Here is a 16,642-nt window from a genome sequence, read left to right on the forward strand (position 1 = left end):
GGGCGGCAGAGGCCCGCTGTCCGAACCGCTGACACGCCTGTCGCACGGCCATCTGTCTCACCCCGCCCTTTCTCCCGCACACTGGGAAAACACAGCTCAGCGGCAGGACGAGGAGGCGCGACATGCAGATTCCGTCCGGCCGTCAAGCACCGGGGAAGCCACCGGCTTTCGAACGGGGGCGGGCACAGGCATCCGTACCGGAGCCGTCGCGGACGCCCCCGCAGGGGCCGTGGCGGCGCAGGGCCGCCTCTCCCTGGTGGCGCGGCGCCGCCGCCCTGCTCGCGGGCGCGCTCCCCGCGCTCGCCTTCCCCGAGCCCGGACTGTGGTGGTTGGCGTACGTCGCCCTGGTGCCCTGGCTGCTGCTCGTCCGCGCCGCCCCTACGGCCCGCAGGGCCGCGCTCGACGGCTGGCTGGGCGGTACCGGCTTCATGATCGCCGTGCACCACTGGCTGATGCCGAGCCTCCACGTGTTCATCGTGGTGCTGGCCGCGCTGCTCGGCCTGTTGTGGGCGCCGTGGGGCTGGCTGGCGGGCCGGGTGCTCGGCGGGGTGCCCTCGGCGTCCCGTGCGGCCGTCGCGATCGCCGTCCTGCCGTCCGGCTGGCTGACGGTCGAGCTGGTCCGTTCCTGGGAGGGCCTGGGCGGGCCCTGGGGGCTGCTGGGAGCGAGCCAGTGGCAGGTGATCCCGGCGCTGCGCCTCGCGTCGGTGGGCGGGGTGTGGCTGGTGAGCCTGCTGGTGGTGGCCGTGAACACGGCGGTCGTCCTCCTGCTGACGGCGTCCCGGGCCCGTACGGCCCCCGCTTCTCCCGCGCCGAACGCCCTTGCCGCCCCGGGCCCCTCCGCGCCGAACTCCCGTGCACCGCTCGCCGTCGCGCCCTCCGCACGGACCACCGCTGCCGCCGCCCTGGTGCTCTGTGCCCTCGCCGTGTCGTCCGTCTGGCTGTGGGCCCCCCGTCCGGAACGGACCGGGGAGGTGCGCGTCGGTGTCGTACAGCCGGGTGTTTTCGACGGCGTCACCGGACCGGAGCGCCGCTTCGCCCGCGCCGAGGAGCTGACCGGGCAGCTGTCCGGGCAGCGGCTCGACCTGGTCGTGTGGGGCGAGAGCAGTGTCGGCGAGGACCTGTCGGGACGCCAGGACCTGACCGACCGACTGTCCGCACTGTCCCGGCGGACGGGCGCCGACCTGTTGGTCAACGTCGACGCGCGGCGGGCCGACCGGCCCGGCATCTACAAGAGTTCGGTGCTCGTGGGCCCCGAGGGGACGACGGGGGACCGCTACGACAAGATGCGCCTGGTGCCCTTCGGCGAGTACGTCCCCGCCAGGGCCCTGCTCGGCTGGGCCACGTCCGTGGGCAAGGCGGCGGGCGAGGACCGGATGCGCGGGGAGCACCCTGTGGTGATGGCGCTCCCGCGCGCCGACGGTCTGCGCCTCGGGCCGTTGGTGTGCTTCGAGTCGGCGTTCCCCGACATGAGCAGGCGCCTCGTGCGGGACGGTGCTCAGCTGCTGGTCGCGCAGTCGTCGACCTCGTCGTTCCAGGGGAGCTGGGCGCCCGCGCAGCACGCCTCGCTCGCGGCGCTGCGGGCGGCCGAGAGCGGCCGCCCCATGGTGCACGCCACCCTGACCGGAGTCAGCGCGGTGTACGGCCCTGACGGCGCGCCCGTCGGGGAACGGATCGGCACCGACCGGTCGGCCGCCGAGGTGTACGGAATCCCGACGGCGCGCGGCACCACGCTGTACGTACGGTTCGGCGACTGGGCGGTCTACGCGGCGCTGGCCGTGCTCGCCGCCTTCTGCGCCGTCGAGGGCCTGCGTTCCCTCCGGCGGCCCGCCGCCCCTCAGGAGGAGAGCGCCAGCGCTTCCCGTACGACCGTCTCGCACAGTTCGTGAGTCTCCAGTGCGTCCCGCGCGTTGAGCGTCTTTCCCGCCCGTACGGCGTCGAGGAAGCCCAGCACGGCCTGTTCGATGCCGCGCTGCCTGGCGACCGGCACCCAGTCACCGCGCCGCCGCACGCTCGGCTGGCCCTTGTGGTCGATGACCTCGGCGAGGTTGACGACCTGGCGCTTGGTGTCCTGGCCCGAGACTTCCAGGATCTCCTCGGTGGAGCCGTTGAGCCGGTTCATCGTGCCGATGGCGGTGAAGCCGCCGCCCGACAGCTGGAGCACGACGTGGTGCATCAGCCCGTCGACGATCCTGGCGCGCACGGTGGTGTGCTCGATGGGCCCGGGGGCGAGGAAGCGCAGGGTGTCGACGACGTGGATGAAGTCGTCGAGGACCAGAGTGCGCGGGTCCTCGGGCAGCCCGACGCGGTTCTTCTGCATCAGGATCAGCTCGCGCGGGTGCTCGGCGCACTGCGCGTAGCCGGGCGCGAGGCGGCGGTTGAAGCCGACGGTCAGGCTGACGCCGCGCTCTTCCGCGAGGGCCACCAGGCGCCGGGAGTCCTCGATCTCGTACGCGAGGGGCTTGTCGACGTAGGTCGGGACGCCCGCCTCGACGAGCCGCGTGACGATCTCGGGGTGCACGGCGGTCGGGGCGTGCACGAACGCGGCGTCCAGCCCTGCCGCGAGCAGCGATTCGAGATCGGTGTGGCGGCGCTCGTCCGGGACGTGGTGGGCGTCGGCGACCCGGGCGAGCGTCGCGGGCGTGCGGGTCTGCAGGTGCAGTTCGGCCCCGGGAATCGTGGTCAGTACCGGCAGGTACGCCTTCTGCGCGATGTCGCCGAGTCCGATGCAACCGATCTTCACTGGGGGCTCCCTGTCGCTGTGTGTCCGTCGCGGGGCGTTACGCGGGACGTCGGGCCTGGTCAGCATACGTGCGCTGGGGAGGCTTCCAGTCGGCGATGCCGTCGAAGGTGCGCAGGGCGAGCCCGGGTCCGTACCCGGCAAGGATCATCAGGCCGTCGCGCACCGCGACGGCGGGGGCGCTCGTCAGGCTGACCAGGCGCACGACGCGGGCAGACTTGCGGACGATGCCCGTCGTGCGCGGCAGACGGTCGGCGGTGTACGCGGCGAGGCCGGTGCCGAGCGGGTCGGCACCAGACCTGTCGGCGCCCGTCCGTCCGGCGCCGTCGGGGGCGGGCAGGTGGTGGGCCGGCAGGTGGTGGGCGAGGACGATGCCGTCCTCGATCGCCTGGTTCCCGCCCTGCCCCATGGTGGGCGCCATGGCGTGCGCCGCGTCGCCGAGCAGGGCGGTGCGGCCCCGGTGGAACGCGGGCAGCGGGGTGGTCATGTGGTGCACGTCGTGGCGCAGGATCCCCTCGGGGGCGGTGGCGGCGAGTATCTCGGGGATCGGGTCGTGCCAGTCCCCGAAGCGGCGCAGGAGTTCGGCCTTCTCGCTGTCGGGAGCGTGGGTCCCGGCGGGCGCGGTGGCAGCCGCGTACGCGTAGATCCGGCCGTCCTTGAGGGGCTGGGTGCCCCAGAGGGCGCCCTTGCCCCAGGACTCGTGCGGCGCGAAGGGGCGGGCGGGGGCGGGAACGACCGTGCGCCAGGTGGTCAGGCCGCTGTACGAGGGACCGGGGTGTCCGGGGAAGAGGGCGCGGCGGACCGCCGAGTGGATGCCGTCGGCGCCGACGACCAGATCGGCCTCGATGTCGCCCCGCGGGGTGCGGACGAGCGCGCGTCGACCGCCCGCGGTACCGGGGTCGACGAGTTCGGCGGGGGCTCCGGTGCGCAGGGCGCCTTCGGGGAGCCGGGCGGCGATGCGCTCGATCAGGAGGGCCCGGTGGACCATGACCAGGCGCTCCCCGAAGCGCTGGGCGAACAGGTCGCTGTGGGAGCGCGAGAGCCAGCGGCCGCCGGGCGCGCGCACCCCGCCGTCGCCCTGCCAGGCGGCGAGTTCCTTGATCTCCCGCCCGATGCCGATGACGTCGAGGGCGCGCAGGGCGTTGGGCGCGAGCCCGATGCCCGCGCCGACCGCGCCGAGGGAGGCGGCCCGCTCCAGGACGGTGACCCGCCAGCCGCGCCGGTGCAGGGCGACGGCGGCGGTCAGGCCGCCGATGCCGCTCCCGACGACGACGGCGTGCGCGCGGGTGCCGCCGTGAGGGCCGGCATCGCGGGCACCGGCATCGCCGTGGGCCACGGTTCGGGAATCCGACATGACTCCTCCTCGGAAACTACATCTGTAGTGACGGTTTCAACGTACTACATCCGTAGTGTCAGGCGATAGGTTGTCCCCATGACCGCACGCCCCTCCTCCGCGACCGCACGCCCCTCCCCCGCGGCGAACCGCGCCGAGCTGATCGCCGACACCGCCCTGGCCCTCCTCCACGAGCGCGGCATGCGCGGGCTCACCCACCGCGCGGTGGACGAACTCGCCGGGCTCCCCCAGGGCTCCACGTCCAACCACGCGCGCACCCGCCAGGCCCTGCTGGAGGCGGCGGTGCGGCGGCTGGCCGAGCGCGAGGCGCGGGTACTCGGCGTGGACGAGCTGCCGTCGCCGGACGCCGGGCTCGACGGGCTCTGCGGGACCCTGGCCCTCGTCCTGCACCGGTACCTGACGGACCATCGCGCGCTGCTCGTGGCCCGCTACGAGCTGGGCCTCGAAGCCACCCGCAGGCCCGAGCTGCGCGAGGCGTACGACGCGATCGGCCGGCAACGCTTCAGGCAGCCGCTGATCGCGCTGATGCGCGCGGCCGGTTCGCCCGCGCCCGAACGGCACGCCCTGTCGCTGGTCGCCTGGTGCGAGGGCCTGATGTACTCCTGCGCGGCAGGGGGCTTCCACGCCGATGTCCCGGCCCTCGAAGACCTGCGCGCGGGCTTCGACGAGCTGCTGACCGGGATGCTCGGCCACCGGGCCGGTCCCGAAGGGACGGGCGAGGGCGCGCTCCGGATTCCCCCGCGCTAAATCCCCTCGCCACCGCCGCGGCTCCTGATCGAGGATGACCGCCATGACGACACCCGAGCGCACCGAAGTCCCCCTCAGCGGCGACGAACACCACATGCTGGCGAGCTTTCTGGACTTCCAGCGCGAGACACTGGCCTGGAAGTGCTCCGAACTGGACGCCGGGCAGCTGCGCCACGCGTCCGTACCGCCGTCGCAGCTCACGCTGCTCGGGCTCGTCCGGCACCTGACCGAGAACGAACGCGGCTGGTTCCACGACGTGATGGCGGGCGAGGAGGCTCCGCCCCTGTACGCCTCCGACGAGGACCCGGACGGTGAGTTCCACCCCACCGACACCGACACCTGGGAGGACGCGTACGCGGCCTGGCAGGCGTCGATCACCCGCTCGAAGGAGCTCATGGCGGGCCGCCCGCTCGACGAGCTGTCCGTGGGGCGCGACCGCACCTCGAACGAGCCGTACAGCCTGCGGTGGATCTACACGCACATGATCGAGGAGTACGCGCGCCACAACGGCCACGCCGACCTCATCCGCGAGGTCATCGACGGATCCACGGGCGAGTAGACGGATCCACGGCGAGGAGCGGAACCTCCCCGCACGGCACCCCAGCGCCCCTACCGTCACTCGTGCGGGCCATTCTCCGTCGCCCCGCTCCGCGACGGTCCGCGCTGCCTCCAGAGTTGCGCGGGTGCAGCAACAGCGAACCCAGCGGACCCGAACCGCGGCCAGCCTCCTGATGGGCGTGGCCGCCCTCACCGCGTGCGGATGCGTGGCGGTCGAGCCGCCGCCCCCGCTCCCCGTGGGCGCGGGCGGTGCCCACGGCGCCCACGGCGCCGCTCGGCCGGTCGTGCAGCCCCGGGCGAAGGAGGGGCTGGAGACCACCGCGGCGACGCCACCGGCCCCCGCACCGCGCTCCCGCCCCTCATCGGATCGGGTACGGGACGCGGAGCCGCCCGCCGCCAAGGGACCCGCCCCCGGCTCCCGGCGCGACGACGGACCGTACGAACGCGTCGGTGCCCGCCCCGAGCGGGGCGGCGGGAAAGCCGACGGGAAAGCTGGCGGGAAGAGCCCCGGCAGCCACGCGCGCGAACGCGGCCACAAGAGCGACCGCGCCGACCCGCCTGCCCCGACGACACGCTCCCTGGGTTCGGGAAGCGCCGGGAGCGCGGGCATCTGCGCGCTGGGCGAGAGCTACGGCGGCTGGGCCCACGGCAGCCCCCAGGCCCGCATCTGCCGTGACGCGTACGGCGGTTGACCCGCCCCTGCCGGAACGCACGCGGCGAAAACGCACGCGCCGTCAGGGCATCTCGACCGCGCCCCCGTGCCCCGCTCCTACAGCTCCCGCCTCTACATCTCCCGCAGCCTCAGCTCCAGGCGGCCGATCGCGGCCCGGATCCCCTCCCCGTACCCGTCCGCCGCGAGCCCGTCCGCTGCGGTGCGCGCCCGGTCGAGGTGGCTCCTCGCAGCGTCGGGGCGCCGCAGCTTCACGTAGTCGGCGGCGAGGTTGAGGTGGAGCGAGGGGTAGAGGGCCCGGACGGCGACCGAGGCGTCGGCTGCGTCCGCTTCCGGCGCCTCCTCGCTCAGCCCGTGGGCGGCGGACAGTGCCCGCAGGTCCCAGGCCAGCTCGGCGTCGGGGTCGTCCTGGGTGTCCGCCATGTAGTGCGCGAGGGTGCAGCGGTGCAGGGCGTCACCCTCGGGCCCCAGCTCCTTCCAGAGCGCGCCGAAGCGGTTGCGCGCCTCCTCCCGGTCTCCCGCGTGGAGGAGCATGACCACCTGGCCGATCCTGGTCATGACGGCGTCCTCCGGCGCCTGCTGCTGGTCCGTCACTGCGGCCTCCCGCTCCCGTTCCGGTCATCCGGATCCGTCCCTGCTTCCGGTACGCCCTCGACGCTAGCCGCCGCCACTGACAATCCCGCTCAGGCTCGGGCGAAGGCCCGTGCCTGTCAGCCGGGTGCGGGGCCCGCCGGCCGCGGCACCGCACCCGGACACGACGTCAGCCCAGGTCGGGGATGCGCCAGTCGATCGCGTCGTGGCCCTGTGCGGCCACCGCCTCGTCGATCTGGGTGAACGGGCGGGAGCCGAAGAACTTCTTCGCGGAGAGCGGCGAGGGGTGCGCGCCCTTCACCACCACGTGCCGCTCCTCGTCGATCAGCGGCAGCTTCTTCTGCGCGTAGTTGCCCCAGAGGACGAAGACGGCCGGGTCGGGCCGCGCGGACACGGCCTTGATGACGGCGTCCGTGAACTTCTCCCAGCCCTTGTTCTTGTGGGAGTTGGCCTCGCCGGAGCGCACCGTCAGCACGGCGTTGAGCAGCAGCACGCCCTGCTCGGCCCACGGCATCAGATAGCCGTTGTCCGGCATCGGGTGGCCCAGCTCCTCCTTCATCTCCTTGTAGATGTTCCGCAGCGAGGGCGGGGTCCTGACGCCCGGCCGCACCGAGAAGCACAGACCGTGGCCCTGGCCCTCGCCGTGGTAGGGGTCCTGGCCGAGGATCAGGACCTTCACGCGGTCGAAGGGCGTGGCGTCCAGGGCCGCGAACACCTCGTCGCGCGGCGGGAAGACCGGCCCCTTGGCCCGCTCCTCATCGACGAACTCGGTGAGCTGCTCGAAGTACGGCTTCCGCAGCTCTTCGCCGAGCACGCCGCGCCAGGACTCGGGCAGCATCTGGGTGTCGGTCACGTCAACAACCTCCGGTACGGGGAGGGAACCTCGCGGAGAAGGGCCCTCTCGACTTCTTCTGCGATGAACCTACCGGGGGCCACTGACAATGCCCGCTACCAGCTCGTCTTGCGGCTCAGCTCCCACATCTGCATGACCGACTGGGGGTCGAGCGAGCGCTCGGCGCCCGCGATGTCCTCGGCGACCGCGACGTACATCTTGCCCTGCCACAGCGGCAGCAGCCGGACGTCCTTGACGAGGATCTCCTGGGCCCGCACGACGCCCTCCGCGACCGCTCCGCGGTCCTTCACTCCACGGGACCGGGGCAGCAGCTTCCGGGTGATCTCGTCCTGTCGGTAGGGGGTGCCGGTCGCAGTCCTGTCGCCGACGAAGGGCGCGATGAAGTTGTCCGGGTCGGGGAAGTCGGGGAACCAGCCACGCCCGAACACCGGGAACTCGCCCTTGTTGAAGCTCTTCTGGAAATCGTCCCACGGCTTGCTCCTGAGCGTGATCTCGAACAGTCCGGAGCCGTCGAGCTGCCGCTTCAGTTCGGCGAACTCCCGCGCCGTCGAGGAACCGTAGCGGTCGGTGGTGTACCAGAAGGTGAGTTTGACCGGTGCGGTCACGCCCGCCTGGCGCAGGATGCGGCGGGCCTCCTTCGCGTCGGGCTCGCCATAGGTGTCGAAGAAGCTGGGGGTGTGCCCCACGATGCCCTTGGGGACCATGGAGTACAGCGGTTCCGCGGTGCCCCGGTAGACCCTGTCGACCAGTGCGTCGCGGTTCACCACCTGGGCGATCGCGCGCCGTACGGCAGGTTCGTCCGGGCCGGGAAAGGCGGGGTTGAAGACCAGGTAGCGGATCTCCAGGCCGACCGTGTCGACGACGTTGATCTCGCCGTCGTGCTGCTCCCGCCGCAGCGCGACGACCTCTTCCGCGGTCAGTCCCCGGTACGTGGCGTCTATCCGCCCGTCCTTGAGCGCCTTGACCATCGCCTCGGACTCGTCGAAGTAACGGATCACCACGGCGTCGTTCTTGCGGTCGGCGAATCCCTTGTAGTCGCGGTACTTCGCCAGTTCCGCCCTGTCGTGCTTCTCGTACGACTTCAGCGTGTACGGCCCCGATCCCGTGATCTTGCCGTCGTCACGCGCCCTGTCCTGCGGATATTCGGCAGGGGGCACGATGGACATCGCCGGGGTGGCCAGCACGAACGGAAAGGTCACGTCCGGCTTCTTGAGGCGGAACAGCACTTCGAGAGCGCCCTTGGTCTCGATCTTGTCGAGCGATCCGAGGAGCCCGGCGGGGCCGCCCGGCTCGTTGATCTTCCTGATGCGGTCGATGGAGTACTTCACCGCCGCCGCGTCCACCTCGTCCCCGTTGGAGAACTTCAGGCCTTCGCGGAGCCTGCATGAGAGAACCGTGTTCGTACTGTCGGTGAATTCACACACTTCCGCCGCATCCGGTTCGGGAACGGTGCTCCCGGTGGGGAAACTCAGCAGCGTCTGGAAGACATTTCGGAACAGCTCCCACGAGTTGTCCCAGGACAGCGCCGGGTCGAGCGCGACCGGGGAACTCGTCGTTCCGACGGATATCTTTCCGCCGCCGTCCCCCGAGTCGCCCGGGATCAGTCCGCAACCGGCCAGCAGGGACAACGACGCAAGGGAGACAAGGGCTGTGGCGCAGTGCTGGCTCGTCCGGTTGAACACGTGCACGCTCCTCGATCGGCCGTGGATCGGCAGACCATATCGCAGTGCCCCGTTCGGCCGACTCGGCGGCCGAACGGGGCACTCAGAGCAATCGGTGACGAATCCGCTCAGCCCACACCGGCATTCAGGAAGAGGCCGCCGTCGACCGTGAGCGTCTGTCCGGTGATCCAGTCCGACTGGTCGGAGGTGAGGAAGGCGGCAGCGCCCCCGATGTCCTGCGGAACGCCGAGCCGGCCCAGCGGATAGGCCGCGGCGGCCTCGGCCTCCCGTCCCTCGTAAAGGGCCTGGGCGAACTTCGTCTTCACCACGGCGGGCGCGATGGCGTTGACCCGCACGACCGGCGCGAATTCATGCGCGAGCTGCAGGGTCAGATTGACCATCGCGGCCTTGCTCATCCCGTACGCGCCAATGAAAGGAGAAGCGGAGATTCCGGCGATCGACGCGATATTCACGATCGCGCCGCCGTTCTCCTTCTGCCACGCCTTCCAGGTCTGCTGGGCGAATCCGAGGGCCGAGATCACGTTCGTCTCGTAGACCTTGCGCACCACGTTGAGGTCGAGCTCGGCGATCGGTCCGAAGACCGGGTTCGTCCCCGCGTTGTTGACCAGGAAGTCGAGCCGGCCGAATTGCTCCATGGTGCGCTCGACCGCCGCCGCCTGGTGCGCCTCGTCGTGGGCCTTGCCCGGGACGGCGATGACCCGGTCGGCCCCGAGCCGCTCCACGGCCTCCTTGAGGGCGTCCTCGCCCCGTCCCGTGATGCACACCCGGTCGCCCCTGGCGACCAGCGCCTCCGCGATGCCGTAGCCGATGCCCCTGCTGGCCCCCGTGACCAGGGCGACCTTGCCGCTGTCCACCTTCACCTCACGCGTCATGTCCGCCGTCCCTGTCGTCGTCAGTTGGTGAGCGCCCGCGCCTGGACCCGGGCCGTGCGCGTCAGTTGAGCGGGCCGCCGGCCACGTACATGACCTGGCCGGAGACGAAGCCCGCCCCGTCTCCCGTGAAGAAGGCGATGGCGTTGGCGACGTCCTCGGGCCTGCCCACCCGCTGCACCGGGATCTGCGTGGCGGCGGCCGCCTGGAACTCCTCGAAGCCCATGCCCACGCGGGCGGCGGTCTGCGCGGTCATCTCCGTGACGATGAATCCGGGGGCGACGGCGTTGGCGGTGACGCCGAACTTGCCGAGTTCCTTGGCGAGCGTCTTGGTGAAGCCCTGGAGCCCGGCCTTGACCGCCGCGTAGTTGGCCTGGCCGCGGTTGCCGAGCGCCGAGCTGGAGGAGAGCGAGACGATGCGGCCCCACTTGGCCTCGACCATGTGCGACTGGACCGCCTTGGCCATCAGGAACGCGCCCTTGAGGTGGACGTTCACGACGGTGTCCCAGTCTTCCTCGCTCATCTTGAAGAGCAGGTTGTCGCGGAGCACCCCGGCGTTGTTGACCAGGATCGTCGGCGCGCCCAACTCGGCGGCCACGCGCGCGACGGCGGCCGCGACCTGCCCGCCGTCCGAGACGTCGCAGCCCACCGCGACGGCCCGGCCGCCCGCCGCGGTGATCGCGTCGACGGTGTCCTTGCAGGCCGCCTCGTCGAGGTCGAGTACGGCGACGGCGCGGCCCTCCGCGGCCAGCCGGAGGGCAGTCGCGGCGCCAATGCCCCGCGCCGCCCCGGTCACGATGGCAACGCGCTGCTCGGTGGTGGACATCCCTGATCTCCTCGCCCTTGAAAAGTCGCCCCGGGGGACCTGCGCTCGCCGATCACTGAGCAACCGCTTAGTAGCCTCGGCAGACGTGACGCTAGAAGCCACGGCACGCGGTGTCAACGGCCCGGAGGGATCACCCGTCACCACCCGGCCCGGCGCACCCGTACGGCCCCTGCCGGAAGGGTGCCCCGGTTCCGCCCCGCGAGGGCGCGCCGGTTCCGCCCCGCAAGGGCGCGCCCGCCCGCCTCGGCCGCAGGCGCACCTCCGCGTCTCAGCGCACCAGCAGTTCGAGCAGCCGCTCCACCTCGGCCTCCGGGTCCGCCGTGAGCCCGGTGTGCACGGGCCCAGGCTGGACGACCGTGGAGCGCGGCGCGATCAGCCAGCGGAACCGCCGTCCCGCGTCGTCGCCCGCCGCCTGGCCCGCCGCGTCACCGCCGCCGCAGACGCCCTCCACGGCACGCAGCGCCGCCCGTACGCCCACGACGTCCGCCCGGGGGTCGAGGACCGTCAGCTTGGCCTCGTCGAGGTGCGTACGGGCCGCCACGAAGGACCGTGCCCTGCAGTACACCAGCACCCCGGCGTTGAAACACTCGCCGCGCTCGACCCTGGGCACCACGCGCAGCAGTGCGTACTCGAAAACCTCGCGCTCACTCACTGGTCCGCGCCCTCGCCGTTCTGGTGGTTCCGCTGTTCCTGCTCGTCCTTCTTGGTCGGGTGCGGCCAGTGGGTCAGGTGGTCGGTCAGCCAGCCGGGCGCCTGCGAGGGCCTGGCCTCGGCGGGCGCCTCCAGGGTGATCCGCTCGTGGATGGTCGCCGCCCTGCTGAGCAGCGGCTCCACATAGGCGCGGCGCAGTGCGTCGGTGCTGTCGAAGCCCGGCTCGTCGACCAGCCATTCGTCGGGCACGTCGGCGGCCACCTCGGTCAGCAGCTCCTCGGTGACCAGCGGGGCGAGCTCGGCCGCGGCCGCCTCGATGTCGGGCGAGAACGAGGCGAGTACGTGGTCGGAGGCGTTGTACGGCTTGGCCGCCGACGCCTGCGCGCCGGGCCAGTTGTGCTGCCAGATCATCGTGGCGCCGTGGTCGATGAGCCACGCGTCGCCGTGCCAGACGAGCATGTTAGGGTTCCGCCACGATCGGTCGACATTGTTGATCAACGCGTCGAACCAGACGATCTTCCCGGCTTCTTCCGGGCCCACCTGGTAGGCCAGCGGGTCGAATCCGATCGAACCGGGCAGGTAGTCCATCCCGAGGTTCAGCCCACCGCTCGCCTTCAGCAGCTCCTGCACCTCCTGGTCCGGCTCCGAGAGCCCGATGACCGGGTCGAGCTGCATGGTGACCAGTTCGGGGACCCGCAGTCCGAGCCGCCGTGCGAGCTGTCCGCAGACGACCTCGGCCACGAGCGTCTTGCGCCCCTGCCCGGCGCCGATGAACTTCATGACATACGTACCGAGATCGTCGGCCTCGACGATGCCCGGGAGCGAGCCGCCCTCACGCAAGGGCGTGACGTAGCGGGTCGCTGTGACTTCGGTGAGCATCACCCCAGGCTATGGCCTTTCCATGACCGTCCGAGCAATTGTTCCCGCTCGTGACCGCACGACCGCCGCCCCCTTTCCTCGGCCGCTGCCTCCAGTGCCGCGCGTTCCGGGGATCCACGCAGGAAGAGAGAAGGAAGATGACCGTGAACCCCGACGCCTTTCCCACCCAGTTCGCCCGCACCCGGCGTTTCACCCTCGGCGTGCCGGGACAGTTCGTCGTTTCCCCGGACGGCGATCGCGTGCTGTTCACCCGGACGGACAGCGGCACCGACGCGACGAGCAGGATCTGGCTGTACGACGTGCCGCAGGGTTCCGCGCGGGACCTCTCGGGCCCCGGGGCCGGCGCCTTCGCGACCGACCGTCAGGGGCGGCTGGTCGCGTTCGTACGGGACGGTGAACTGTGGACCGTACGGACCGACGGCAGCGCCCCGCGCCGCATCCCCACGCCCGACGCCCCCGGCCCCGTGACCGCGCCCCGCCCTTCGCCCGACGGGTCGCTCGTCGCATACGTCTCCGGGGGCGCCCTGCGGGTCGTGCGCACGGACGGGACGCACGACCGCGTCCTCGCGCGGCCGTCGGGCGCCGACGTCACGTACGGGCTGCCCGACCACACGGCCACCGAGTCCATCGGCAGGTCACGCGCCTACTGGTGGTCGCCCGGAAGCGACGCCCTGCTCGTCGCGAGGGTCGACACCTCGATGGTGCGGCGCAGGTACATAGCCGACCCCGCACACCCCGAACAGGCGCCCCGGGAAATCCGCTATCCGGCGGCGGGCACGGCCAACGCGGTGACGACGCTGCACCTGGTGACCGTCGACGGGCTCCACACCGATGTGCGAATCCCGCCGCGGGCGCCCGAACCCGACGCACCGCTGCGGGCCCCCGAAGCGGACATCGCGCCGACCGTCTGGCGGGACCCGGCCTTCGAGTACGTGCTGAGCGCGGACTGGGGCGCCATGGGTCCTGTGGCGACCGTACAGACCAGGGACCAGCGCACCGTGTGGACCGTCCTGATCGATCCGGCGTCCGGCGAGGTCGGCGTACTGGACCGGCAGACCGACGAGCACTGGGTGGAACTCCCCAAGAGCACACCGCTGTTCACCTCCTCCGGCCTGCCCGTGCTGCCCGCGGTCGACGGCGACGTGCGCACGATCAGGATCGGCGGCGTCCCGGCCCCGGCCGGGCTGCACGTCCGCGAGGTGCTGGGGGCCGCGGGAGAGCACGGCGACCGGGTGCTCTTCACCGCGACCGACGAGGACCCGACGCAGACCCACGTGTGGTCCTACGAACCGGGCCGGGGCCACGAGCGACTGTCGGACGGGCCCGGGGTGCACACCGCCGCGGCGGGCGGCGACACCGTCGTCCTGGACAGCAGGACGGCCGACGGGCAGCACGTGACCGTACTGCGCGGCGAAAAGCCCGTCGGACGGATCGAGGTACTGGCCGAGGAGCCGCTGATCAGGCCGCGTCCCGTCCACCTGACGCTCGGCCGCAGGGAGTTGCGCTCGCGGCTCCACCTGCCGTCCTGGTACGGGCGGGGCGACGAGGGTCCGGCGCCGCTGCCCGTCCTGCTCAGCCCGTACGCCGGTCCCGGCATGCAGGTCGTGACCCGGGCCCGTGCCTGGTACACGGCGGTGTGCCAGTGGTTCGCCGAGCAGGGCTTCGCCGTACTGTCCACGGACGGGCGGGGCACTCCCGGGCGCGGGATGGCCTGGGACCGCGCCATCCTGGGCGACCGGCTCGGCCCGGTGCTCACCGACCAGGTCGACGCGCTGCACGCGGCGGCTGAGCGCTACCCCGCGTTGGACCTGGACCGGGTCGCCATCAGGGGCTGGTCGTTCAGCGGCTACCTGGCGGCGGGCGCGGTGCTGCACCGTCCGGACGTGTTCCACGCGGCGGTGGCGGGCGCTGCGCCCACCGACCGGCGGCTGTACGACACGTACTGGGAGGAACGCCACCTGGGCCACCCGGACGTCCAGCCGGACGGCTACGAACGGTCCGATCTGCTTCCCCACGCCGCGCGGCTGTCCCGCCCGCTGCTGCTCGTGCACGGTCTCGCCGACGACAACGTCGCTCCGGCCAACACGCTGCGCCTGTCCGCCGCGCTGCTCGCGGCGGGGCGCCCGCACTCGCTGCTGACTCTCCCCGGAACGGGTCATCTCGTGGCGCGGGAAGGCGTCGCCGACGGTCTGCTCCGGGTAGAACTGGACTTCCTGAAGAAGTCGCTCGGCATCTGAACGCCACGCCCCTCCGTTCCGTACTGATGGTCGTACGAGGGCTCCGCGGGGGATGCCGGAGCAGTTCCGCAAGGGACCTGTACAGGATCCGCGAGGGATCCGCGTATCGGTCCGCAAGGGATCCGCACAAGGGTCCGATCGGGAAGGGACAGCCGGGAATGACCGCATCGCAGGAGCAGGCCCCGGAACAGCACCCCGCGCGCCCGCCGGGCCGCAGAACCGTCATGGCGGCGGTGGGCGCGGCCGGGCTGGCCGCCGCGCTCTCCGCGTGCGGGGATTCGGACGGCGGGGACGGCGGGAGCGGTGACGTCCAGGACGGGACGAACGGCGGGCAGGCCTCAAGCCCGGGAGGTCCCACTCCGGGGAGCGGGGACACGGGCGGGACGCCCCCCGCGGAGAAGCCGGAGGGGGACGGAAAGGTCCTGGCCAAGACGTCCGACATTCCGGAGGGCGGCGGCAAGGTGTTCGCGTCCGAGCGCGTCGTGGTCACCCAGCCGAAGGCGGGCGAGTTCAAGGCGTTCTCGGCCACCTGTACGCATCAGGGCTGTGTGGTGAAGGAGATCGCCGAAGGCACCATCAACTGCCCCTGTCACGGCAGCAGGTTCGACGTGTCCGACGGGAGCGTCAAGGGCGGCCCCGCGCCCAGGCCGCTGCCGTCGGCCGCGATCGAGGTCTCGGAGGGCTCGATCAGGCTGAAGTAGCCCGGCGGGGGTGTTTCCAGTGGGAGAGCACGGAGTCGGTGGTGGTGACGGTGGCGACCAGCGCGAGGGTGTTCCGGATGACCGCGGGGGTGTAATCCGCGGGCACCCCCGCGATGGCGTCGGCGGGGACGAGCGCGGTGTAGCCGAGGTTGACGGCGTCGAAGACCGCGTTGGGGACGGCGACGTTCGCCGAGACGCCGGTGACGACGAGGTTGCGACAGCCGAGGTTGCGCAGCAGCGCGTCGACGTCGGTCCCTGCCAGGGGCGACAGGCCGTGCAGTCGGCGTACGACGATGTCCTCGTCGGCGACCTCGATCGGCTCGGCCACCCGCACCGCGGTGCTCCCCGTGTACTGCTGCACGGGGAGCCGTTCCGCCGCGCGGAACAGTCGGGCGTTGTGGCTGGCGCCGCGCCCGTCGGGGCGGCGTTCGGCGACCGCGTGCAGCACCTGGACCCCGGCTTCGTGCGCTCCCGCGACCAGACGCGCGACATTGGACAGCGCCCCGGAGGACCGGGCCTGTTCGGCGAGTTCGGGCAGGGCGCTGTCGGGTCCGACGACGCCCTGCTGGCACTCCACGGTGAGCAGCACCGTCACGGCCGGGTCGAGCTGTCGCGCCAGCTGTTCGGCAGACGGCATGTCTCCCCCTCGTCCCTCGCCCTGTCGTCGCGCCGGTCGTCGCGCTCCGGGCGCGTGAGGGTAACGGCCATTGCGCACCGAAGGAAGAGGCTCCATGATTCCTGACACCCAGTCAGAACCTGGAGAGGGGAGGCCCGATGGCCACCACACAGCGCCGCGGACGCCGGATCATGATGAGCGGCGCCGAGCTGGACGCGTTCCTCGCCGAACAGCGGACCTGCCGCGTGGCCACGGTCTCGGCCGACGGGCGCCCACACGTCGGCGCCCTGTGGTTCGTCTGGGACGGCACGGCGCTCTGGCTCTACTCGATCACCCGCAGCCGTCGCTGGGCACAGCTGCGCGCCGATCCCCGGACAGCCGTGGTCGTCGACGACGGCACGGAGTACGGGGAGCTGCGCGGCGTGGAGCTGTCGGGCACCGCCGCCTTCGTGGGCGAGGCCCCGCGCACCGGCGACGAGCATCCCGAACTCGTCGAGCCCGAGCGCCTGTTCGCACGGAAGTACTTCGGCATGGAGACCATGCCGCACGACGGGCGGCACGCCTGGCTGCGCCTGGTCCCGGACGCGATCGCGTCCTGGGACTTCCGGAAGCTGGCCGCCCTCCGGCAGAGCTGAACGCCCGACAGTCCACGGACGAGGCGCCCGGCCCGA

The 16,642-nt window shown here is 72.1% G+C and carries 17 protein-coding genes; 7 read left to right on the forward strand and 10 right to left on the reverse strand.

Features of this window, described 5'->3' with window-relative positions; translation table 11 throughout:
• The first annotated feature begins 122 nt into the window (after positions 1 to 122).
• The gene (gene lnt, locus ACIBNE_RS31765; protein WP_399277687.1) at positions 123 to 1,886 is read left to right on the forward strand and encodes an apolipoprotein N-acyltransferase; all 1,764 of its coding nucleotides are present in this window, start codon (positions 123 to 125) and stop codon (positions 1,884 to 1,886) included.
• Here lnt and ACIBNE_RS31770 read toward each other — a convergent pair.
• The gene (locus ACIBNE_RS31770) at positions 1,835 to 2,740 is read right to left on the reverse strand and encodes a Gfo/Idh/MocA family protein (RefSeq protein WP_399277689.1); all 906 of its coding nucleotides are present in this window, start codon (positions 2,738 to 2,740) and stop codon (positions 1,835 to 1,837) included. The two genes, lnt and ACIBNE_RS31770, sit on opposite strands and share 52 nt — an antisense overlap.
• A 37-nt stretch (positions 2,741 to 2,777) precedes the next feature.
• The gene (locus ACIBNE_RS31775; protein WP_399277692.1) at positions 2,778 to 4,091 is read right to left on the reverse strand and encodes an FAD-dependent oxidoreductase; all 1,314 of its coding nucleotides are present in this window, start codon (positions 4,089 to 4,091) and stop codon (positions 2,778 to 2,780) included.
• Between the two features lie 78 nt (positions 4,092 to 4,169).
• Between ACIBNE_RS31775 and ACIBNE_RS31780 the strand changes: the two genes are divergently transcribed.
• From ACIBNE_RS31780 to ACIBNE_RS31790, 3 genes are all read left to right on the forward strand, one after another.
• A complete protein-coding gene (locus ACIBNE_RS31780; protein ID WP_399277694.1) occupies positions 4,170 to 4,838 on the forward strand; it encodes a TetR/AcrR family transcriptional regulator in 669 nt (222 codons plus the stop codon).
• 43 nt (positions 4,839 to 4,881) lie between these two features.
• Positions 4,882 to 5,397 carry a DinB family protein gene (locus ACIBNE_RS31785; protein WP_399277696.1) on the forward strand — a complete coding sequence of 172 codons (516 nt, stop codon included), beginning with the start codon at positions 4,882 to 4,884 and terminating at the stop codon, positions 5,395 to 5,397.
• Between the two features lie 124 nt (positions 5,398 to 5,521).
• The gene (locus ACIBNE_RS31790; RefSeq protein WP_399277698.1) at positions 5,522 to 6,088 is read left to right on the forward strand and encodes a hypothetical protein; all 567 of its coding nucleotides are present in this window, start codon (positions 5,522 to 5,524) and stop codon (positions 6,086 to 6,088) included.
• A 92-nt stretch (positions 6,089 to 6,180) separates the two neighbouring features.
• Here the strand turns inward: ACIBNE_RS31790 and ACIBNE_RS31795 are convergent, their stop codons facing one another.
• The 7 genes from ACIBNE_RS31795 to ACIBNE_RS31825 all read right to left on the reverse strand — a co-directional run bounded on the left by ACIBNE_RS31795 (position 6,181) and on the right by ACIBNE_RS31825 (position 12,417).
• Entirely contained in the window at positions 6,181 to 6,660 is a 480-nt protein-coding gene (locus ACIBNE_RS31795; protein ID WP_399277700.1) for a hypothetical protein, read from the reverse strand.
• 166 nt (positions 6,661 to 6,826) lie between these two features.
• The gene (gene ung, locus ACIBNE_RS31800) at positions 6,827 to 7,510 is read right to left on the reverse strand and encodes a uracil-DNA glycosylase (protein ID WP_399277702.1); all 684 of its coding nucleotides are present in this window, start codon (positions 7,508 to 7,510) and stop codon (positions 6,827 to 6,829) included.
• Between the two features lie 95 nt (positions 7,511 to 7,605).
• Positions 7,606 to 9,192 carry an ABC transporter substrate-binding protein gene (locus ACIBNE_RS31805; protein ID WP_399277704.1) on the reverse strand — a complete coding sequence of 529 codons (1,587 nt, stop codon included), beginning with the start codon at positions 9,190 to 9,192 and terminating at the stop codon, positions 7,606 to 7,608.
• Positions 9,193 to 9,299: 107 nt separating this feature from the next.
• Complete coding sequence (locus ACIBNE_RS31810; protein ID WP_399277706.1) at positions 9,300 to 10,064, reverse strand: SDR family oxidoreductase; 765 nt, start codon at positions 10,062 to 10,064, stop codon at positions 9,300 to 9,302.
• A 61-nt stretch (positions 10,065 to 10,125) separates the two neighbouring features.
• Complete coding sequence (gene fabG / locus ACIBNE_RS31815; protein WP_399277708.1) at positions 10,126 to 10,887, reverse strand: 3-oxoacyl-ACP reductase FabG; 762 nt, start codon at positions 10,885 to 10,887, stop codon at positions 10,126 to 10,128.
• Between the two features lie 268 nt (positions 10,888 to 11,155).
• Positions 11,156 to 11,539, reverse strand: coding sequence for a DUF3037 domain-containing protein (locus ACIBNE_RS31820; RefSeq protein WP_399277710.1), 384 nt, complete (start codon positions 11,537 to 11,539; stop codon positions 11,156 to 11,158).
• Positions 11,536 to 12,417 (reverse strand): HipA family kinase, encoded by an 882-nt coding sequence (locus ACIBNE_RS31825; protein ID WP_399277712.1) that lies wholly within the window; start codon positions 12,415 to 12,417, stop codon positions 11,536 to 11,538. The genes ACIBNE_RS31820 and ACIBNE_RS31825 overlap by 4 nt, the downstream gene beginning before the upstream one ends.
• 137 nt (positions 12,418 to 12,554) lie before the next feature.
• Here ACIBNE_RS31825 and ACIBNE_RS31830 point away from each other — a divergent pair, with 137 nt between their 5' ends.
• The gene (locus tag ACIBNE_RS31830) at positions 12,555 to 14,654 is read left to right on the forward strand and encodes a prolyl oligopeptidase family serine peptidase (RefSeq protein ID WP_399277714.1); all 2,100 of its coding nucleotides are present in this window, start codon (positions 12,555 to 12,557) and stop codon (positions 14,652 to 14,654) included.
• Between the two features lie 158 nt (positions 14,655 to 14,812).
• Positions 14,813 to 15,355: a Rieske (2Fe-2S) protein gene (locus ACIBNE_RS31835; protein ID WP_399277716.1), complete on the forward strand. Its 543-nt coding sequence runs from the start codon at positions 14,813 to 14,815 to the stop codon at positions 15,353 to 15,355.
• Here ACIBNE_RS31835 and ACIBNE_RS31840 read toward each other — a convergent pair.
• A complete protein-coding gene (locus ACIBNE_RS31840; protein WP_399277718.1) occupies positions 15,342 to 15,992 on the reverse strand; it encodes a cysteine hydrolase in 651 nt (216 codons plus the stop codon). The genes ACIBNE_RS31835 and ACIBNE_RS31840 overlap by 14 nt on opposite strands.
• Before the next feature lie 137 nt (positions 15,993 to 16,129).
• Between ACIBNE_RS31840 and ACIBNE_RS31845 the strand changes: the two genes are divergently transcribed.
• A complete protein-coding gene (locus ACIBNE_RS31845; RefSeq protein ID WP_399277720.1) occupies positions 16,130 to 16,606 on the forward strand; it encodes a pyridoxamine 5'-phosphate oxidase family protein in 477 nt (158 codons plus the stop codon).
• Positions 16,607 to 16,642 lie beyond the last annotated feature (36 nt).

It is taken from the genome of Streptomyces sp. NPDC050504, from assembly GCF_044458065.1.
Lineage (GTDB): Bacteria > Actinomycetota > Actinomycetes > Streptomycetales > Streptomycetaceae > Streptomyces.